Consider the following 19,563-nt stretch of genomic DNA (forward strand, 5'->3'; position numbering starts at 1 on the left):
CGGCAGCGGCGCGGAAGTCGTCGGGGCCTACTTCATCCCGAGCGCGGCCTCGATCGGGCCCACGGCGAAGAAGACGACGAACGCGCCGGCCACGGCCCACATGAGCGGGTGGACGTCCCGCGCGCGGCCCTGGAATGTCCGGATCAGGACATAGGCGATGAATCCGGCGCCCAGGCCGTTGGCGATCGAGTAGGTGAAGGGCATCAGCGTGAACGTCAGGAACGCCGGGATGGCGACGCCCCAGTCCTGCCAGTCGATCCTGCCCACCTGGGACACCATCATGAAGCCCACCACCACCAGGGCAGGGGCCACGGCCTCGAACGGGACCAGATTGATGAGCGGCGTGAAGAACATGGCCACCAGGAACAGCAGGCCCGTGACGATCGAAGCCAGGCCGGTGCGGGCGCCCTCGCCGATGCCCGCGCCGGACTCCACATAGATCTGGTTGGAAGAGACGGATGCGCCGCCGCCGATGATCGCGCCGAGGGCATCCACCTGGAGCACACGGTCAACGTCCGGGATGTTGCCGTCCTTGTCAATGGTGCCGGCCTCGTTGGCCAGGCCCACCATGGTGCCCATGGCGTCGAAGAAGATGCTGAGCAGAATCACAAAGGCCAGCAGCGTGGCGGCAACCACGCCGAGATGTGAGAAGGCGCCGAACGGATTGGCCTTTCCGATCAGCGAGAGATCCGGGGCGGCCCATTCCGAGAAGGTGGGTGCCACCAGGGACCAGCCCTGCGGATCGAAGTTCTTGCCGTCGAAGCTGGGGCCGATGTGCAGCGTGAACTCAAGGATCACAGACAGCACAGTGGAGGTGACGATGCCGATCAGGATGGCGCCACGGACCTTGCGGACCACCAGGGCGATAGTCAGTATCAGGCCGAACACAAACACCGCGGTTGGCCAGCCGAGGAGCTTGCCATCGAAGCCCAGGCCCACGGGCACCGTGGTACCGGCAGCGTCGGGGATGCGCCGCACGAATCCTGCGTTCACCAGGCCGATCAGCGCGATGAACAGGCCGATGCCCACCACAATGGCGGTTTTCAGGCCGTCCGGCACGGCCTTGAAGACTGCGGTACGGAAACCGGTGAGCACCAGGATCAGCATGGTCACGCCGGAGAGCATCACCAGCCCCATCATGTCTGGCCAAGTCAGGCCGGGGTTGGAGGACACCGTGACGGCCACAAACGCGTTGACACCCAACCCCGTTGCCATGGCAAAGGGGTGTCTGGCCCAGGCGCCCATCAGGATGGTGAGGATGCCGGCCACAAAGGCGGTGACTGCGGCGACGGCGGTGAAACCGAGGGTGGCGCCGCCGGAATCGGCACCGGAGAGGATCAACGGGTTTAGCACCACAATGTAGCTCATGGCGAAGAACGTGGCGAAGCCTCCGCGGACCTCCCGGGAGACGTTGGACCCCCGTTCTGAAATCCTGAAATACCGGTCCAGTGCAGATCCCTGCTTAAGCATTAGTCCTCCGGGGGTCAAGGGGTTAGTTGAATCCTATTAGGCACCGGGACGGCCGGCCCGCACATTCGCCTAGTCTTTAAGGAAGCCAACACTGTATTGACGTCAATACCAGGGAGCAGTCCACACATGCATTCCATCCGCCGCCTTCTGGGCTTGATGCTCGGTGCGCTCGTTGTCGCCGCCATGCTTTTCGCCGCCGGGCTTTTCGCTGCGGGGCCAGCTTCCGCGCACGACGCCGCCGAATCCAGCAGCCCCGCGCAAGGTGCCACCGTGGCCACACCGCCGGATAAAGTTTCCGTCACGTTCAACAAGAATCCGCTGGGCCTCGGCGCTCAGATCAGGGTGAACGATTCCATCGGTGCCGACTGGGCCGATGGCGCGGTGGAAATCGTGGACAATGTGGCGTCCCAGAAGATCAAGGCCGGCGCGCCGGCGGGGGAGTACACGGTGATCTGGCGTGTGGTGAGCTCCGATTCCCACCCCATTGAGGGGACTTTTACGTTCAAGGCAACAGCGGGAGCTGCCGGTTCTTCCGCGGCAGCTCCCGTCCCGGGCGCCGGCACTGCCCAGCCCGGCACCACCCGCGCCCCTGGCAAGGCACCCGACGCTTCGCAGCCGTTTCCTTGGAGCTTGGTGATTTTCGCCGCCGTTGCCCTCGGACTGCTGGTGGCTCTTGCCGTCATCGCGAAGCGCCGCCTGGCTCCTGGTAACCAGGACGAGGGTATTGAGGGCGCCGATACTGAGGGCACGGATGGAGACGCTGAGGATGGGACCGCCGCAGCGGACGACGACGCCGGGACCGCCGGGCGCCGTCAGCAAGACTGACGCCGGACTGCTTGAGCCGGACTGCTTGAGCCGGACTGCTTGAGCCGGACTGCTTGAGCCGGACTGCCCCGGCCGGACGGGAGCCGAGGCGGCGCGGGCAGGCTTGCTGACTCCGGCGTGATTCAAGCCAGCTGATCAGGCAGGTGCTGGCAGGAGGGCCAGAGATCCCGTGAGTATGGGTGGAACGCTGTCCGGGTTGACCTTGGCGGAGATGGCGTTGCCGACGGTCTTGGCCTGCCGCAGGACTTCTTTCGGCGTTGGGGTAATGAGCTCGCCCACGCCCACGAGGTAGATGCCGATTGCCCGCATGGCGACCACGAGGTTCTGACCCACCGTTATGCCAAGCTCGGAGAGCATTCGCCGCAACTGGCTGTGCGCGCAGCGGGTGAGCACGATATGGTCCGTCAGCAGGACTCCGGTGGGGGTGTGCACTGCCCATTTGCGCATAGGGGCGTCCGCTATGCCGGCGCCCACCAGATCCAGCTGCACGGCGCGTGTGGTGTTGCGGATGTCCAGTTTGTGGCTGGCTGCGTAGTTGCGGAGGTGACGGAGGATTTCATTCCGCTCCTGGAGGGATGCGGCGTCCGCGGCATCGCAGCGCTGGAGTGAAGCAGTGTTGGCTGGCTGGCGCGCCCCGAGGATGTCCAGCCCGTCCACAATAATGGAGTCGACGCCGCGGCGGCTGAGCTCCGCGGCCACAGCCAGGCCGGACATTCCAGTCCCGATGATCACCGCGGTGGTCTGTTCTGTACCGCCGTAAACAGGGATGCTCGACACTGCAGGGTTCCTCCTAGAAAGCTTCGGAGTGCAGGCGTCTTCGCTCTGCACGCGCTCCGTTACCCCCAGGTGCGGACGCAATACTTGATCCGGGGTACATGTTCTGGAACACGTACCCCGGATCAACAATGTCTCGAAGACTACAGAACTTTTCAAACTCTGGATAGACGTCCCCCGAACATTGGGTATTCCACGAGATGCTACGTACGCCAATGGGGTGGTCCTATGTGGGATCTGAATATTTTCGGCGTCTCACGGACGTGCTCCGGAGGGGCGCCTGCTGCGGGGGTGAATGGCGGCCTAGCAGTGCAGGTTGCCGCTTACTCTTCCACAGTGGCAGGGCCAGGCAAGGCTGTATCCGGGCTATGTGGGAAACAGCCGCACCATCCCTCCACACGCTTGCTATGTACCCCCGGACCGAGAATAGTGAGAGGAGGAAGCAGGTCTTCGGGACGGCCATACAGCATCCGGCCGTTGCACGCTGACCGTCCGCGCTTCTGGCAGAATAGCCGGAACATCAGGGAGTATTGCGAGGAGGCGGACCAATGGGCGCACATGAGATGCAACCGGACCCGGCACGGGACGACGACGGTTCCGCGGCCCCCGAAGGGATCGTAGTGGGCGTTGACGGTTCAGACCACGGCCAGTGCGCGCTGGTCTGGGCAGCACGGGAGGCCGAACGCAGGCGCCGTCCGCTCCATATCGTGACGGCATACTCTGTGCCGATATTTGCCGCTTCAGGGCTCGACGGCGGATACGCAACCGTGGACGATTCGGTCATCCGCGAAGGTGCCGAGGCCATCCTCAAGCAAGCCATGGCTAAGGTCTCCGGCTACGACATCGACGTCGACGCCTCCGTTGAGAACGGTGATGCCTCGGGCGTGCTGCTTGAGATGTCGGAGACAGCTGAGCTGCTGGTATTCGGGACACGCGGCCGCGGCGGTTTTGTGGGAAGGCTGCTGGGATCCGTCAGCAGTGCACTGCCGGCACACGCCAAATGCCCCACCGTGACCGTGCCATTGATCTGTGCCGACCGGCTGGGTGAGACCACTGAGGACAAACACATCAAAGCCGAGCAGGCCAAGTCCGGTCATCAGCCAGTGGAAAACGTGGTGGTGGTGGGGGTGGACGGCTCCGAACAGGCACGGGTCGCTGTGCTGGAAGCCGCTACCCAGGCCGAACGCCTGGGCGCTCCGTTGAGGGTGATCTGCGCTGTTCCGCAGTACAGCGGTTCGCTGGCATGGGTGCCGGCGCCGATGGATCGCGATGCACTGTTCGCGGACATCAGAGTGCAGCTGGATGCGGGATCGGCCTGGCTGCAGAGCCACTTCCCCAAGCTGGCAATTGAGACCAAGCTGGTGGACGGTTCGCCGGTGGAAGTCCTGGTTGAAGCAAGCCGGCATGTGGAGCTGATCGTGGTGGGCACCCGCGGCCGCGGCGGATTCGCCGGGATGCTGCTGGGCTCCACTTCCGACGGAATTCTGCACCACGCCAAGGGTCCTGTGCTGGTGGTGCCGGACCGCGAGGATAAGCGTCTGGCAGACCGTGCAAGCTTCGGGCCAATGCTGGGCGCCGCCTAGTCCGGTCCCGCGATACCTCAGGAGACAGCTAAATGACGCCGGACGTCGTGCCGGATGCCGCCCGGAGTGCGCTGATTCTGGACTTTGGGCTGATCAACGGGGACATGCTCCCGCTGGTCGGAGGGAAAGCCGCCAACCTGGGTGAGCTGACGTGTGCCGGCCTCCCGGTTCCGTCGGGCTTCTGCCTCACCACGGAGGCATACCGGCAGGCTATGGCCCCGATTCCGCTCGGGGACGTTCACAAAGCATTGGCGGCAGCAGCTCAGGACGATCTGACAGCCCTGGCCACGCTGGCAGCGAGGGCCCGCGGGCTGGTCCGCCTAGCTGAAATCCCGGCAGATATGGGTGCATCAATCCTTGCAGCCTATGCGGCGCTGGGCACGGATACGCCCGTAGCCGTCAGATCTTCAGCGACCGCCGAGGACCTGCCGTTGGCCAGTTTCGCTGGCCAGCAGGACACGTATCTTAACGTCGTGGGTGCGGACGCCGTACTGGCAGCCGTCCGCGATTGCTGGGCATCGCTATGGACTGACCGGGCCGTGAGCTACCGGGCCAGTCATGGCATCCCCGCCTCAACGGTGGCGCTCGCAGTTGTGGTTCAACGCATGGTGGACGCGGTGGCGGCAGGGGTTCTGTTCACTGCGAACCCCGTGACGGGCAGGCGGCATGAAGCTGTGATCGATGCCAGCCCCGGCCTGGGGGAATCGGTGGTCTCCGGGGCGGTCAACCCGGACCACTTTGTGGTGGACACGCAGTCCGGCAAGATTCTGGAGCGCAGGATCGGCGACAAACGCCTGATCATCCGCGCTTTGCCGGGCGGCGGCACCGAACGCCTTGAGCAGCCGGGCCTAGAGACCAGGCCGTGCTTGGGGGACGGCCAGATTAGAGCCCTTGCGGCGCTGGGCGGCAGCGTGGAGGCGCATTACGGATCGCCGCAGGACATTGAATGGGCGATCGACAGCGACGGTAAGCTCTGGCTGACCCAGTCCCGTCCCGTCACCACCCTTTACCCGATGCCGGAGAAACCGCCCGCAGGGGAGGGCACGCGCGTCTACCTGTGCTTCAGCCTGGCGCAGGGGCTCACCCGCCCCATCACTCCGATGGGCCTCGCCGGGATCCGCCTCATTGGATCCTCCGTGGCCCGCGCAGCACATTTCGACGTGCCGGAACCCCGGAACGGGCCGTCACCATATGTGGAGGCAGGTCAGCGGATTTTCTTCGATCTCACCACGGTTGCACGCAGCACCGTAGGCCGGCGGATCGTGCCCAAGGTCTTTGACGTCATGGAGGCTCGGTCCGCGGCCGTGCTGAGGCTTCTGTTCGATGACCCGCGGTTTTCCATCAATCGAAGGACTCCCCTGGGTCTGCTGCGGCATGTGGGGCCGGCTGTTGCGCGTGCCCGTGTGCCGGAAACCCTGCTCCGCGCGCTGTTCCGGCCGCAGGCTGCGCTCCGGCGCGTAGACCGCTTCAGCCGTGAGTTCAACGCCGGGCTTGAACTGTCAGCGGGCGCCACGCCCCTGGAGCGTCTGGACCATGCCGAACGGATCCTTGGCCAGCAACTGTTTCCGATAGTGCCGGCCATCATTCCGCTCCCGGTGCTGGGCTTCGCCATGCTGGCCGTGGCCGGAAAACTGCTGGGCGGGCGGGAGCGGCGCGGCGACCTCCAGAGGATCCTCCGCGGTCTACCCAACAACGTGACCACCGAAATGGACCTGGAGCTGTGGCGGCTTGCCACGGAGATAAGGGCCGACGGCGACTCCGCCGGCGTGCTCGCCGGCGAGCCGCTGACGGTGCTCGCCCGGCGCTACCGCTCAGGTGACCTGCCCGGCGTCGTGCAGTCCGGGCTGGCTGATTTCCTTGACCGCTACGGTCACCGCGCCGTGGCTGAAATCGATCTCGGCATGCCGCGGTGGTCCGAAGACCCCACGCACATACTGGGCGTCCTTGCGAACTATCTCCGCCAGGACGATCCCGCCCAGGCGCCGGACAAACAGTTCGGCAAGGCGGCTCGTGAAGCGGATGCCGAGGCCGCGGCGTTGGTGGCGGAGGCTGGCGCCAGGGGCCGGCTGCGCGCTGCGGTGGTCAGGAGAGCTCTGAGGCGTGCACGGCTCTTCACCGGCATGCGCGAACTGCCCAAGTACCAGATTGTGGTGGGGCTGGGTGCGGTCCGGCGGCAGCTGAACGTGGTGGGGGCGGAGTTGGCGGATACCGGGCGGATTGCGCAAATGGAGGACATCTACTTCCTCGATTTCGCCGAAGCACGGAAGGGCCTTGGCGGAAAGGATCAGCGTGAACTGGTGTCCCGGCGTCGCGAGGCCTATGAACTGGAACTTCGGCGGCGGCACATTCCACGGATGCTGCTCTCCGACGGCACAGAACCGGAGACTCTTTATGCGGCCGCCATACCGGCATCCGTAGGGGCACTGATGGGCAGCCCCGCTTCGGCAGGTACCGTCACGGCGGCCGCTCGGGTGATTCTGGATCCCGTAGGGGCCCACCTGGAACCGGGCGAAATCCTCGTGGCGCCGTCCACCGATCCCGGCTGGACCCCGCTCTTCCTCACTGCGGGTGGCCTGGTAATGGAAATGGGCGGCGCGAACTCACACGGCGCAGTCGTTGCACGCGAGTACGGGATCCCGGCAGTCGTAGGCGTGCCGGAGGCCACCTCCCTTATTGTCACGGGACAACAAGTTACCGTCGACGGCGGCGCCGGTACCGTTGTGCCGGAGTGACCACCAGACTTCCTTTGAGGGGGTGTGCCGGGCCGGTCCGGGGCGTAGTGTGACACTATGAGCAGCTGCATTGGAGCGGGGCTTAAATGACCCGGAAATGGTTGCGCTGGATGCCCGCTGTGGCTGTACCGGCCGTGATTGCTGCCTCCGTGCTGGCAGGGTCTGTCTCGGCGCGGGCGGGAGATCCCCTGCCGGCCAGGACACCTGCGCAAGTGCTCGCGCTGGTGGGGGAACACACCACCACAGCGCTGTCCGGGACGGTGGAGCAGACGTCCAGTCTTGGTCTGCCCAAGCTTCCCGCGGTGGGGCCGGGTTCCGGGAAGGCAGACACTTCGATTGCCGAGCTTCTGCTCGCACCGCATATGGCACGGGTGTTTTCAGATGGAATGACAAAGGCCCGCATCCAGGTGATGGATCAGCTGGCTGAGCGTGACGCCGTCCGAAACGGCAACGAGCTCTGGTTCTACACTTCCAAGGACAACACAGCCACTCACCTGACCATCCCGACGGGCTGCAACAGTGCACAGGCGGACCATACGCATCAGTCTGCTGTGCCCGGGGTGGCGCCAACACCGGAGGAACTGGCAACACGGGTGCTGGCCTGGATGGACCCCCAGACCAATGTGTCGCTTGGCGCCGATGCTCAGATCGCCGGCCGTTCAGCCTACACTTTGGTGCTGACACCGCGGACGCAAGGCACCTTGGTGGGATCGGTATCCATCGCGGTTGATGGCCAGACAGGCCTACCGTTGAGGGTGGAAATTGCCGCCCGCGGGCAGGCGGAGCCGGCGATTGGTGTGCAGTTCACCAGCCTGACGCTTGCGGCCCCCGATGCCTCGCTGTTTACGTTCGTGCCCCCGCCGGGTTCAACGGTCAAGGAAGAGGCAATACCTGCGATGCCGGAAGTTCTACCGCCGCCGGAGGCCCCTGTTCCCACGCCCACGGCCCCGCCCGTCGCCCTGCCCACAGTGACTGGCTCCGGCTGGGAAACAGTGATCGGAGTGCCTGCCCGCGTCGGAGCCGCGCCGGGAGATCCAGCTGCCGCTGATCCGATCCTCAGCGATCCGCTGCTCCAGCAGGCCGCAGTTCCCGTCGCCGGCGGCCGGCTGCTCTCCACATCCCTGGTGAACGTCCTGTTCACCGACGACGGCCGCATCTTTGCAGGCATGGTTCCGCCGGAGCGGTTGCAGGCTGCCGCCGCCGTCGTTGCCCGGTGACAGCCTCTGGCGGCACTCCCGGAGTAGCCGCAGCGGCTCCGCTGAGCATTGAGACCAAGGGCCTGAGCAAGCGCTTCGGCCGTCAGGTGGCTGTGGACCGGATCGATCTGGCGGTTCCGAGAGGTTCCGTTTTCGGATTCCTGGGTCCGAATGGCTCCGGCAAAACCACAACCATCCGCATGATGCTGGGCCTCGCGGCGGCCTCGGAAGGCTCCGTGAAAGTGCTGGGGCTGGAAATGCCGTCGCGGTTGCACGAGGTCCTGCCCCGGGTGGGCGCTATCGTTGAGGGCCCCGCTTTCTACCCTTTCCTCTCGGGTGCCGCGAACCTGAACCGGCTGGACTCGGCGGACCGGCACTCGGCGAGCGGTACGCGCCACGCCCGCGTGGGTGAAGCCCTGGACCGCGTTGGGCTGTCCCAGGCAGCAGGCAAAAAGGTGCGCGCCTACTCGCTGGGCATGAAGCAGCGGCTCGGCATTGCCAACGCCCTGTTGTCTCCCCGGGAGCTGCTCGTCCTGGATGAACCAACCAACGGGCTGGACCCGCAAGGGACCCGCGAGGTGCGCAACCTGGTCCGCTCCCTCGCGGCTGACGGTGCCACGGTATTTGTCTCCAGCCATCTGCTTGCCGAGGTGGAACAGATCTGCACCCACGCCGCCGTGATGAGCGCCGGCCGGCTGGTGGCGCAGGGGCCGTTGGCGGAGTTGCGTCAGGCGGGTCAGGCGCGTGTCCGCGTGATAACTCCCGACGCCGGGGCGGCCTCCGGCGTATTGGTCCGGTTGGGCATGGTCCCTGCGGCCGGTAGTCCCGATGGATCCGGTGCCGTGCTCACCTCCCTGTTGCCGCTAAACGGCCAGGGCGCAAAGCATGTTGAGTCCGAGGAGATCGTGGCAGCACTCGTGGCAGCCGGCGTTCGTGTCCGCGGTTTTGCCGTGGAGAGCGGAAGCCTGGAGGACCGCTTCGTGGAGCTTACCGGGGAGGGGTTCGACATTGCGCAGTGACAAAGCGACCAGTGACAAAGCTGCCGGTGACAAGGTGCCGCGCGAGCAGACTAGGGACAAGGGCACCGGTGACAATTCGCCCAGACACCCGCCCGGAGGTACCCAGCCCGGCTCTGCCTCCAGCCGGGCGCTCTTGGCATCCGAGCTGAAAACGCTGTTCCGGCGGCGGCGGACCTGGGCCATGTTTTTGGCGCTGGCGGCAATACCGGTGCTGATCGCCGTCGCGGTCCGTCTTTCTTCCTCGGTTTCGCCGGGGCGGGGGCCGGCCTTCCTGGATCGGATCACTCAGAACGGCTTGTTCGTGGGTGTGACAGCCATGCTGGTCTCCGTTCCGCTGTTCCTTCCGCTGACCATCGGAGTGGTGGCCGGTGACACGATTGCCGGCGAGGCCGGCCTGGGAACACTGCGGTATCTGCTGGTGGCACCGGCCGGGAGGGTGCGGCTCCTGCTGGTCAAATACGCGGGTGCCGCTGCATTCTGCGTGGCGGCACCGCTGATGGTGGCGCTCGCAGGCACAGCAATCGGGACGGCACTCTTCCCCGTGGGGCCAGTGACCCTGCTGTCCGGTGACGTGATCGCGCCCGGGGAGGCCGCTCTCCGGCTCCTGCTGATGGTCGCTTACCTGGCCATTTCACTTCTTGGCCTCAGCGCCGTCGGGCTGTTCCTTTCTACCCTCACCGACGTGCCGGTGGGCGCCATGGCGGCCACCATTGTGCTGTCCGTGGTGTCGCAGGTGCTGGATCAGCTTCCACAGCTGGAGTGGCTGCATCCATGGTTGTTCAGCCACTACTGGTTCGGGTTCGCGGACGTGCTGCGACAGCCGGTTTTATGGGATTCCTTTGGCAGTAACGCTCTGCTCCAAACCGGATACGTGGCTGTGTTCGGCGCGCTCGCCTACGGCAGGTTTGTCACCAAGGACGTACTGTCCTGACCACTGCCGTCCTGGCCAGTCCTGTCCTGACCACTCAGGCGGCAACGCCGGAAGCAGCCTGCAGGGGGCGTTGCCGGCGCTCAGTACCGCGCCGCATAGGGGTGCAGTTGCATGCCTGACATCCAGGCCAGCTCAGTGACGGTGATTCCGGCGCTCGGATTCAGTGCTTGCACCACCCTGCCGTTGCCCAGGTAAGTGGCTACATGATAAAAATCCGGTGCCGATCCCCACACCAGGAGATCTCCCGCCCGGGCCTGTGAAATCGGCACATGAACAGGCGCTTGGGCGAACTGCTGGGCGGCCGTGCGGGGCAGGTACTTTCCGGCTGCGGCGAAAGCACTCTGTACCAGCCCGGAACAGTCGAAGCCGTAGGGGCCGGTCCCGCCCCACTGGTAGTAATAAGGGGACCCGACCTTGCTCAGGGCCACCGAGATAGCCGCCTGGTTGGAACCGCCAGGGGACGGTGCAGGCACAACCGGTGCAGGCACAACCGGTGCAGGTGGAGCCGGATTCACCGGATCAGCCGGCGCCGGGTCAGGTACCAGCGGGGCGGGCACCACCGGCGCCGGGTCAGGTACCACCGGGGCGGGCACCACCGGCGCCGGTACTACCGGTGCAGGAACGGCGGGTGGAGCTGCTGGATTCGGTGCCGAGGGCGGCGCCGGGACGGTGCCCTGGTCGGCGGCTGCCTGCCCGGCGGAGGCTGTCCCGGCCGCGCTCACAGCTGCCAGACGGTCCTGTTCCCGTTGCCGGTCCAGCGCATCTACGCGCGCCGATTCAAGCGCAGCTGTGGTGTTCCGCAGCGATGCGAGCTGGTCCACCAGAACAGTCCGCTGCGCCTTCGCATCGGTGACAGCTTTCAGCCGGGCGGCATTGGCCTCTTCGGCCTGGGCCTTGCGGGCCTCGGCGGTCTTCGCGGCATCGTCGGCAGCGCGGTTGGCGTCCTCTGAGGCAGCTGTCAGCGACGTTGCCGCGGCTGCCGTGGTTTCTGCGGTTTCGAACGCCCGGCTGCGGCTGGCGGAGATGGCCTCCAGCGTTGCGGCCTGCTGGAGGACTTCTCCCTTGCCGCTCACAAAGGTGCTCAGTGCCGGATTCAGCCCGCCGTTGCGGTAGAGATCGCCGGCCAGCTGGCCGATCTGCCGCCGCGCCTTGTCCTGCTCCTTGCCCGCGGAAGCAGCTCTGGCCGTTGCCAGTGCGGCAGCGCCCTTCCGGATCTGCAGCTCAACCAGGGCATTGCCGTAGGCATTATTCGCCTGCAGGGACACGGCGAAGCTGGCCTGCTGGGCGCTGGCTGCGTCCGCCAGGATGCCTTCGATTCGGGTGACCTGATCCGCCGTCGCGCTTTCACTGGATTTTGCGGCCGCAATATCCTCGGGAGAGGGAATCTCCGGCGACGCCGGGACGCGGACGAGGGGCGCGGGAGCCTGGGGTGCCTGTGTTGCCTGTGCCGGGAGTGCCAGCGTTCCAAGAAGTACGACGGCGGTGCACAGTGCGGCGGTCTTGCGGCCAGTTCCGGTCAAACTCATTGGCAAACCTCGCAGCAGTCAGGCTGGGAGCGAGGATGTGTGTGCGGCACGGATATGCCCCTCTGCGGATTGTCCAGCAGCTATGAGGCTACGTGCCAGAATGCCACTTTGGCAACATTGGTCACATCAATAACATAAACAACAACAATGTCATTCCGTCACATTTACTCCGGCGTGTCTGAATATCCGGCTTACGCGTGCTGGCGAGATTCGTGCTCTGAGTGGCTCGCCGGCTCCAGCTGGAAGGTGCAATGTTCGGTGTCGAAGTGGGAGCCCAGACAGCTGGTGAGCTTGTCCAGCACCTGGTCCGCTCCGCGCGCATTCAGCACCGCGTCCTCCACCACGACGTGGGCGGAAAACACTGGAACGCCTGACGTGATGGTCCAGATGTGGATGTCATGGACAGCCACCACGCCGGCCACGGAGAGGATGTGCTCGCGGATCAACTGCACCTCCACACCCTTGGGGGTGGCCTCAAGCAGGACGTCCACTACGTCGCGGAGCAGGTGCCAGGCGCGCGGAAGGATCATGAGTGCGATCACGATGGAGGCGATGGTATCCGCAGCCTGATAACCGGTGATCATGATGACCACGGCGGCGGCGATTACAGCAAAGGAACCCAGCAGATCGCCCAGGACTTCAAGGTACGCGCCGCGCACATTGAGGCTCTCTTTTTGTGCGCTGCGGAGGATCAGCAGGGATATCAGGTTGGCCACCGCGCCCAGGACGGCCGCGTAGAGCATGATGTCCGTCCGGATCTCGGGGGCTGAGCCGATCCGCCGTATTGCCTCGATGAAGATGACCACGGAGATCACAATGAGAACCAGGGCATTGGCCAGTGCGGCCAGGACTTCTGCCCGCTGGTACCCGTAGGTCCGCAGGTCGCTGGGCGGACGGGTGGCGATCCAGGCCGCGAGCAGTGCAATAAACACGCCTGCGGCATCGGAAAGCATATGTCCGGCGTCGGCCAGCAGTGCGAGAGAACCGGAAATAACCGCACCTGCAACCTGGACCAGCACCACTGCCAGCGTGATGGCAAGCACGGCGATCAATCGTTTGCGGTGCTTGGCGGTGGCTGTCATCCCGTGCGAATGGTTGTGGTCGTGTCCCATGCCTCTAAGGCTAGTCCCAGCCGAGTTCGTGCAGGCGCTGGTCGCTGATGCCGAAGTGGTGTGCGATCTCGTGGATCACCGTGACAGCCACTTCCTGAATCACTTCGTCACGGGAGGAACAGATGTCCAGGATGGGTTGGCGGTAGATGGTGACGCGGTCGGGCAACGAGCCGGTTTCCCAGCCGGAATCACGCTCGGTCAGAGGGACACCTTCGTATAGTCCCAGCAGGACTGTGTCCGGATCCTCGCCTGGCTGGGGTGTGTAGTCGTCGTCGATGAACACGGCCACATTGTCCATGGCCCTGGCAACCCTGCGGGGAATCCGGGCCAAGGCATCGCTGACTGCTGCCTCGAACTCGGTTTCGGACATCTCGAACGGGGCCGCATCCTCCGCACGGTCCGGGACGATGGGCAATCCGGGCGGCAGATTTGCGGGCATACAGAAGACTCTAGCGGGATCTGCGCCGTGTCAGGGCTACACCCAGCAGGCAGATCACGCCGCCGATCAGTCCCCAGATGCTAGGCACCTCGCTCAGCACAAGCCAGGAAATCAGGATGGTGGTGCCGGGCACCAGATAGGTGGTGGCGGCCAGTTTGCCGGCGTCGATCAGTGAGAGCGCGTACGCCCACGTGGTGAAGGCAATGGCTGTGGGGAAGATGCCCAGATAGACCAGCCCCAGCGTGGCCGGCAGCGGAGCCGCCTGCAATTCCGTGACGAGCTGGCCGCTGAAAGGCAGGCAGCACACCGCGCCCACCATGATCCCGAACCATGTTGCCTGCGCAGCAGGGAACTTCCGGAGCACCGGCTTCTGGATGATGACGCTGACGGCGGCGAGCACGGCGGCCAGGAGGCAAAGCAGCACACCCGCCAGATCCGCAGTCGAACCTTCCTTGGAGGCGGAACCCGAGCCGATGGCTATCACCGCTACGCCGCCGAACGCTACCAGACTGCCGATGATCAGCCAGCGCGGAAAGCCTTCCTTGAGGATGACTCCTGCCATAACGGCGATGAGGATCGGGGAGACGTTGATGAGCATGGCGCTGGTGCCGGCGTCGAGCAGGTGTTCGGCCGCGTTCAGGGCCACGTTGTAGCCACCGAACCACATCACGCCGTACGCCAGGATGGGCCACCATTCGCGGCCCTGCGGGAGCTTTCTGTTTTTCCGCAGTTTGGGAAGCACAACGAGGCCAAGTACGACGGCGGCAATCGCCAGACGTCCGAGCGTCAGGGAACCGGGGGAGAAGCTGGGCCCCACGGCCCTGATGCCGACGAAGGCGGAAGCCCAGAGAATCACGGTAATAATGACGGCGGCGACGCCGAGCCGGGTGACGGTGGCCGGTCCGGCGGCAGCAAGGCGGGAAGCAGAAGACGCAGGTACTTCTTGGGTACCGGCGGGCTGCGTGGGCGTGTGGTCGGCGGTGGTTGCCATCCAGTCAATCTAGTCCTGTTCCGGCCGTGAGGGCTGGCGGAAATCGGCCACGTCTGCGCGAGAAACTGCCATTCTTTTACGGAGAGGCGGCGCACCGTGCCTGGATCCGTGTCTGGACCCGCCCAGCCGGAGGGACCTTCGATTTTGGAATAATCCAACCAAGGCCCTATAGTTTTAGAGTCCAGTTCGGAGACATAGCAAAGGACAAAGACGGACGGCCCCCGGCCCGAAGCCTTTTCTTTTATCACCGGACTGCGTTCAGGCCCCCATCGTCTAGCGGCCTAGGACACCGCCCTTTCACGGCGGCGGCACGGGTTCGAATCCCGTTGGGGGTACGCAAGGAACTGGTCGGCTCGGATGTCAAAGTCTGGTAGGCTAAAAGCCTTGAAAAATTGCGGTAGCGATACCGCAAAGCAAGAAATAGCAAGGCCCTGTAGCGCAGCTGGTTAGCGCGCCGCCCTGTCACGGCGGAGGTCGCGGGTTCAAGTCCCGTCAGGGTCGCTCTGATTGCCAGAAGAAATTCCGGCTGTCATGGTGACATGTCACCTAGGCTCTGTAGCTCAGTTGGTAGAGCGTTCGACTGAAAATCGAAAGGTCACCGGATCGACGCCGGTCGGAGCCACCACTGGGAAGCACCAGTTCTTCGGAACTGGTGCTTTTCTTCTTTAACCCCCTCGACATCTGTTGCTCCGTAATGGGCGGCACCCAACGAGGTAATGAACAAGGATGAGTGACTTATGAGTCTGACTCTTCAAATATGGGAATCACTCATTACTGTCCAAAAGCAGCCAAAAACGACAGCAAGTCGTGCTGCGGCTCCGCATGCTGCTGAGCCGGCCTGTTTGGGAAACCACCAGCAATCCACGCTAGACTCGCACGCCGGGGACAGAACGCCACTGCCGGTTGAGGCCTTATACGGCCCTCCGGCGCAATCCGAACCAGAAATGTGAATTGTGAAAAACCTTGCACGCCCACTGACCGCAGCCGCCCTCTTCGCCGTCCTGGCACTGACCGCATGCTCCACCCCCACAGCCGGCAACGCGCCGTCGTCGTCCGCTCCTGACAGCAGCTCCGCTGCGGCAACGCCCACCCACAGCTCGGGCCCTTTCGGTGACTTCACCGACGCGGCGGAGGCCTGCGCCACCATCTCGCAGCAGGCCACTGGCGCTTCGTTGCTTCCGCTCTCTGCGGCCCAGGGTAAGACCGAAGAACTTGAGCAGTTCAAGACCGAACTCGGCAAGACGGCCGAGCGTGTTCCGGATAGCCTCAAAGCAGACTTTGAGAAACTCAACAAGATCGCCGTTGCCGGGCTGAGCGATCAGACGGTCTTCTCCAGCGGGCAGTTCCGGGACGCTATGGCTCCCGTGACCCGCTGGGTCGCGGCCAACTGTAAGTAGGCCTTCCTGCGCCGGGTGCACATTGCCCGGAAGCCTGTTCAGACCCGGTGAGTCGGCGGTCAGGCAGCACCACCCAGGCGGGATATTCGGCGAGTTCGGCGGCAAGGGCGAGGCCCGCGCCACAGTCAGCGATGCCGTACTTTCCGTTCGCGTTCTGCCCTCCCCTGGCAACTGTCAGGGGAGGGCAGAATGACGTGGTTGAAAAGGCCCGGGCAGAATTGGCCACAATGCAGAGTCGGTGCCGGCTGAGCTCAAGCCGCATGTCGAAAAGCTCAAGGCTGTGACAGGCACCGCGGGCGAGGACTTTTCCACGTTCAACAACCACGGCTTCGAGGCCACCATGGGGCCGATCCGGACACGGATGAACATGGAGAGCAAATAGGGCGGGCACCTCAGGTTGCCAAGTGGTTCCAAGGTCAGGTAGCAGAGCCCATGGAGGCTCAATTCACCCATCCCTTCCCCAAGCCGGAACCACAGGAGTACGGCCGGAGTAGCACGGCGGACGTCCCCGACATCTACCGGCGCGCTGTGTCGCGTTGCTGACCGACGGTTTGGCATTCCCCGGTGTTGCCAGATTGTTCAACAAAAGCATATGCTGAATCTCACAGTGATGGGCACCACTTTTCGGGGGACACATTATCCCCCGACAGGCCGCGTTGGCCGTGCCTCAACAACTACTCTCCACCGCTGACCGGTTCTGGTCCATGCGGGAATGGACGGATATGCTCGTACTCATCGGGGTCTTGCTGGTCATTGTTGGCTTTGCCATCCGACTGAACCCACTGATTGTTGTCACCATCTCCGGCATCGTCACGGCCCTGCTGGGCGGCCTGACACCTCTGGAAATCCTCAACGCCTTCGGCTCCGGCTTTGCCAGTAGCCGATCGGTGACCATCTTTGTGGTGGTCCTTCCCGTCATCGGCATCATCGAGCGCTTTGGCCTGCAGGAACAAGCGAAGACCCTGATCTCCAAGCTCGCCAAGCTCACTGCCGGCCGTGTGTTGCTGGGTTACTTGCTCGTCCGCCAGGCAACCGCGGCTGTGGGCCTGACCGGCATTGGCGGGCATGCCCAGACAGTGCGTCCCCTGGTGTTCCCGATGGCCGAGGGTGCTGCGTTGCGCCGCTATGGCACGGTGCCGGAGAAGGTGAAGGAAAAAATCAAGGGTCACTCCGCTGCTGCGGACAACGTAGGGGTCTTCTTCGGCGAGGATATCTTTGTCGCCGTGGGATCCATCCTGTTGATTACAACATTCGTGGACACCACGTACGGACTCCACCTGGAGCCGCTGGAACTGGCCATCTGGGCCATGCCCACTGCCATCATCGCCTTCCTGATCCATGGATTCCGCCTACTGCGACTTGACCGCCAGCTGGACAAGGACGTCCGTGCGGCCCAAGAAGAAGAGAAGACAGCACAGACCGTTACCGTCGGAGGCAACGCATGATCAAAGTTGAAGCCGTTTTCTGGCTGATTGGCATTCTTTTCGTTGCTTGGGCCTTCTTGATTGCCCGCGACACGAGCCACACCAAGCGCTGGGGCAGTTCCGCCTTTTGGGGCCTGCTGGGCCTGTGTTTCTTTTACGGGACTTGGGTCCAGGCGGGCACCGCACCGCCATGGATCCTGGGTATCGCCGTCCTGATCCTGGTGGCTCTTGCCAGCACCGGCGTTCTCGGTGACGGCAAGGCCAAGACCAGCAGCGTGGAAGAGCGCACCGTATCGGCCGCCAAATTCGGCAACAAACTCTTCATCCCGGCGCTCACTCTCCCGGTGGTCACTGTCGTCCTCGTGTTGCTGGCGCCTGTGCTGAAGATCGGCGGACAACCCATCTTCGATCCGACCAACACCACTCTCGTGGCGCTGTCGGTGGGTGCCGTTGTGGCCGCCGTTGTGGCCGTCGTGATCCTGCGCCCCAGGCAGAAGCTGGCCCCCATTTTCGAGGGCCGCCGCATTCTTGAGTCCATCGGCTGGGCCGCGCTGCTGCCGCAGATGCTGTCTACGCTGGGAATCCTTTTCACCAAGGCAGGCGTGGGCACCGCCGTCGGGACGCTGGCAAAGGGAGTGCTGCCCGATGGCTCGCTGCTGGCTGCAGTCGTTGTCTACTCCGCGGGCATGTTCCTCTTCACCGTACTCATGGGTAACGCGTTCGCCGCGTTTCCGATCATGACCGCGGCCATCGGCTGGCCTGTGCTGGTGCAGAACTTTGACGGGACCCCCGCGATCATCTTCGCGATCGGCATGCTGGCAGGCTTCTGCGGCACGCTGTGCACGCCGATGGCCGCCAACTTCAACCTGGTTCCTGCAGCACTGCTGGAGATGAAGAACAAATACGGGGTCATCAAGGCCCAGGTGGCCACGGCAGTTCCGCTGCTGGGGGCCAACATCGCACTGATGTACTTCCTCGCCTTTAACTGACACCGCCTTCACAAAGGAGAATTCATGACTGAGAACGCCGCTGCACAGCTGGATAAAGTTGCCAGCGCCTACGCGGACATCGTGCTGGATAACCTGTCCCGTCCGTACCCCTACGCCTCCCACCATGTGGAAACCTCGCTGGAGGACCGGCCGAGCCCGAAGGAACTGCACCCGGCGTTTTACACGTCCTTTGACTGGCACTCCTGTGTGCACATGACATGGCTGGGTGTGAGCCTGCTGGAGCACGGCTTGGACGAAGGGCGTGACGCCGCCCTTCGAGCGGTGCTGGCGGCCAACCTGACCGCGGAAAACCTGGCGGCAGAAGGTGCCTACCTGCTGGCGAATCCCAGTTGGGAACGCCCGTACGGCTGGGCCTGGCTGGTGCGCCTTACGGCCGCTGCTGCTGCCTCGGAGGACCCGCAGATCCGCGGGTGGGGCGCTTCCCTGGATCCGCTGGCGGACATCGTGGCCTCGCTGGTCGCAGGCTGGACCGCCAAGGCCGAGTTCCCCGTGCGCCACGGTCTGCACACCAATGCGGCGTTCGGCCTGGGCCTGATGTTGGATGCCTTCCACGCCCTGGGCCGCGACGAGGCCGTTGCCACCTGTGAGAAGGCGGCGCTGGGCTGGTTCCAAAACGACGCCGGCTGGCCGGGCGAGTGGGAAATGAGCGGCCAGGATTTCCTGTCCGCCGGGCTGAGCGAGGCCGACCTCATGGCCCGGGTGCTTGACGCGGATGCATTCGCTGCCTGGTTCGCAGGGTTCCTGCCCGGTTTGAGCTCGGATGCCCGCATCCTGGCCACGGCCACTGTCACGGACGAGTCCGATGGCTATTTGGCCCACCTGAACGGGCTGAACCTGACCCGCGCAGGCCAGATCATTCGCATCCGCAAGACTCTTTCCGCCGCAGAAGGGACCGCCGGGGTGGTAGCAGTTCTGGATGCGGCGCTGCTGCCGCTGTTGGCCGCCGGTATGGATTCGGTCATCACGGAGGAGTTCATGTCCAGCCACTGGCTGGCCAGCTTCGCTTGGGACGCCCTTGCCTCCGCGCAATAGCCATACGTCAGCCTTTTGCTGAAGCGGCATTGACAAAACGGATGCCAGTGCGCCGGGAAGTATCGCTCCCGGTGCGCTGGCATTCGCCGTCTCGGCAAACAG

The 19,563-nt window shown here is 64.4% G+C and carries 17 protein-coding genes and 3 tRNA genes; 14 read left to right on the forward strand and 6 right to left on the reverse strand.

What is annotated here, in order from left to right:
• Positions 1-27: 27 nt before the first annotated feature.
• The gene (locus ACQCST_RS03190) at positions 28-1,470 is read right to left on the reverse strand and encodes an NCS2 family permease (protein WP_426997908.1); all 1,443 of its coding nucleotides are present in this window, start codon (positions 1,468-1,470) and stop codon (positions 28-30) included.
• Between the two features lie 126 nt (positions 1,471-1,596).
• Here ACQCST_RS03190 and ACQCST_RS03195 point away from each other — a divergent pair, with 126 nt between their 5' ends.
• Positions 1,597-2,295, forward strand: coding sequence for a copper resistance CopC family protein (locus ACQCST_RS03195; protein WP_426997909.1), 699 nt, complete (start codon positions 1,597-1,599; stop codon positions 2,293-2,295).
• A 135-nt stretch (positions 2,296-2,430) separates the two neighbouring features.
• Here the strand turns inward: ACQCST_RS03195 and ACQCST_RS03200 are convergent, their stop codons facing one another.
• Positions 2,431-3,063 carry an NAD(P)-binding protein gene (locus tag ACQCST_RS03200; protein ID WP_426999061.1) on the reverse strand — a complete coding sequence of 211 codons (633 nt, stop codon included), beginning with the start codon at positions 3,061-3,063 and terminating at the stop codon, positions 2,431-2,433.
• A gap of 554 nt (positions 3,064-3,617) precedes the next feature.
• Between ACQCST_RS03200 and ACQCST_RS03205 the strand changes: the two genes are divergently transcribed.
• The 5 genes from ACQCST_RS03205 to ACQCST_RS03225 all read left to right on the forward strand — a co-directional run bounded on the left by ACQCST_RS03205 (position 3,618) and on the right by ACQCST_RS03225 (position 10,530).
• Positions 3,618-4,652, forward strand: a complete 1,035-nt coding sequence (locus ACQCST_RS03205; protein WP_426997910.1) for a universal stress protein — start codon at positions 3,618-3,620, stop codon at positions 4,650-4,652.
• A gap of 32 nt (positions 4,653-4,684) precedes the next feature.
• Positions 4,685-7,384 (forward strand): PEP/pyruvate-binding domain-containing protein, encoded by a 2,700-nt coding sequence (locus tag ACQCST_RS03210; RefSeq protein WP_426997911.1) that lies wholly within the window; start codon positions 4,685-4,687, stop codon positions 7,382-7,384.
• 86 nt (positions 7,385-7,470) lie between these two features.
• On the forward strand, positions 7,471-8,601 hold the full coding sequence (locus tag ACQCST_RS03215; protein ID WP_426997912.1) for a LolA family protein: 1,131 nt from the start codon (positions 7,471-7,473) through the stop codon (positions 8,599-8,601).
• The gene (locus ACQCST_RS03220) at positions 8,598-9,599 is read left to right on the forward strand and encodes an ABC transporter ATP-binding protein (RefSeq protein ID WP_426997913.1); all 1,002 of its coding nucleotides are present in this window, start codon (positions 8,598-8,600) and stop codon (positions 9,597-9,599) included. Before ACQCST_RS03215 ends, ACQCST_RS03220 begins: the two co-directional genes overlap by 4 nt.
• A gap of 133 nt (positions 9,600-9,732) precedes the next feature.
• Positions 9,733-10,530, forward strand: coding sequence for an ABC transporter permease (locus ACQCST_RS03225; protein ID WP_426999062.1), 798 nt, complete (start codon positions 9,733-9,735; stop codon positions 10,528-10,530).
• Positions 10,531-10,610: 80 nt separating this feature from the next.
• Here the strand turns inward: ACQCST_RS03225 and ACQCST_RS03230 are convergent, their stop codons facing one another.
• The 4 genes from ACQCST_RS03230 to ACQCST_RS03245 all read right to left on the reverse strand — a co-directional run bounded on the left by ACQCST_RS03230 (position 10,611) and on the right by ACQCST_RS03245 (position 14,598).
• Positions 10,611-12,056 carry a C40 family peptidase gene (locus ACQCST_RS03230; protein WP_426997914.1) on the reverse strand — a complete coding sequence of 482 codons (1,446 nt, stop codon included), beginning with the start codon at positions 12,054-12,056 and terminating at the stop codon, positions 10,611-10,613.
• A gap of 191 nt (positions 12,057-12,247) precedes the next feature.
• Positions 12,248-13,168 carry a cation diffusion facilitator family transporter gene (locus ACQCST_RS03235; protein ID WP_426997915.1) on the reverse strand — a complete coding sequence of 307 codons (921 nt, stop codon included), beginning with the start codon at positions 13,166-13,168 and terminating at the stop codon, positions 12,248-12,250.
• Positions 13,169-13,178: 10 nt separating this feature from the next.
• Positions 13,179-13,607: a metallopeptidase family protein gene (locus tag ACQCST_RS03240; protein ID WP_426997916.1), complete on the reverse strand. Its 429-nt coding sequence runs from the start codon at positions 13,605-13,607 to the stop codon at positions 13,179-13,181.
• Between the two features lie 10 nt (positions 13,608-13,617).
• Positions 13,618-14,598 carry a DMT family transporter gene (locus ACQCST_RS03245; protein WP_426997917.1) on the reverse strand — a complete coding sequence of 327 codons (981 nt, stop codon included), beginning with the start codon at positions 14,596-14,598 and terminating at the stop codon, positions 13,618-13,620.
• A gap of 262 nt (positions 14,599-14,860) precedes the next feature.
• Here ACQCST_RS03245 and ACQCST_RS03250 point away from each other — a divergent pair.
• From ACQCST_RS03250 to ACQCST_RS03285, 8 genes are all read left to right on the forward strand, one after another.
• Positions 14,861-14,933 (forward strand) — tRNA-Glu (locus tag ACQCST_RS03250).
• Between the two features lie 92 nt (positions 14,934-15,025).
• Positions 15,026-15,099: transfer RNA gene (locus tag ACQCST_RS03255), tRNA-Asp, on the forward strand.
• Between the two features lie 48 nt (positions 15,100-15,147).
• Positions 15,148-15,223, forward strand: a tRNA-Phe gene (locus ACQCST_RS03260).
• Positions 15,224-15,551: 328 nt separating this feature from the next.
• Positions 15,552-15,995 (forward strand): hypothetical protein, encoded by a 444-nt coding sequence (locus ACQCST_RS03265; RefSeq protein WP_426997918.1) that lies wholly within the window; start codon positions 15,552-15,554, stop codon positions 15,993-15,995.
• Positions 15,996-16,233: 238 nt separating this feature from the next.
• On the forward strand, positions 16,234-16,377 hold the full coding sequence (locus ACQCST_RS03270; protein ID WP_426997919.1) for a hypothetical protein: 144 nt from the start codon (positions 16,234-16,236) through the stop codon (positions 16,375-16,377).
• A gap of 280 nt (positions 16,378-16,657) precedes the next feature.
• Positions 16,658-17,440, forward strand: coding sequence for a DUF969 domain-containing protein (locus ACQCST_RS03275; RefSeq protein WP_426997920.1), 783 nt, complete (start codon positions 16,658-16,660; stop codon positions 17,438-17,440).
• A complete protein-coding gene (locus ACQCST_RS03280; RefSeq protein ID WP_426997921.1) occupies positions 17,437-18,408 on the forward strand; it encodes a DUF979 domain-containing protein in 972 nt (323 codons plus the stop codon). Before ACQCST_RS03275 ends, ACQCST_RS03280 begins: the two co-directional genes overlap by 4 nt.
• 24 nt (positions 18,409-18,432) lie before the next feature.
• Complete coding sequence (locus tag ACQCST_RS03285; RefSeq protein WP_426997922.1) at positions 18,433-19,461, forward strand: DUF2891 family protein; 1,029 nt, start codon at positions 18,433-18,435, stop codon at positions 19,459-19,461.
• The last annotated feature ends 102 nt before the right edge of the window (positions 19,462-19,563 follow it).

Origin of the sequence: Pseudarthrobacter sp. N5 (assembly GCF_050157035.1) — a bacterium.
Classification (GTDB): Bacteria; Actinomycetota; Actinomycetes; order Actinomycetales; family Micrococcaceae; genus Arthrobacter.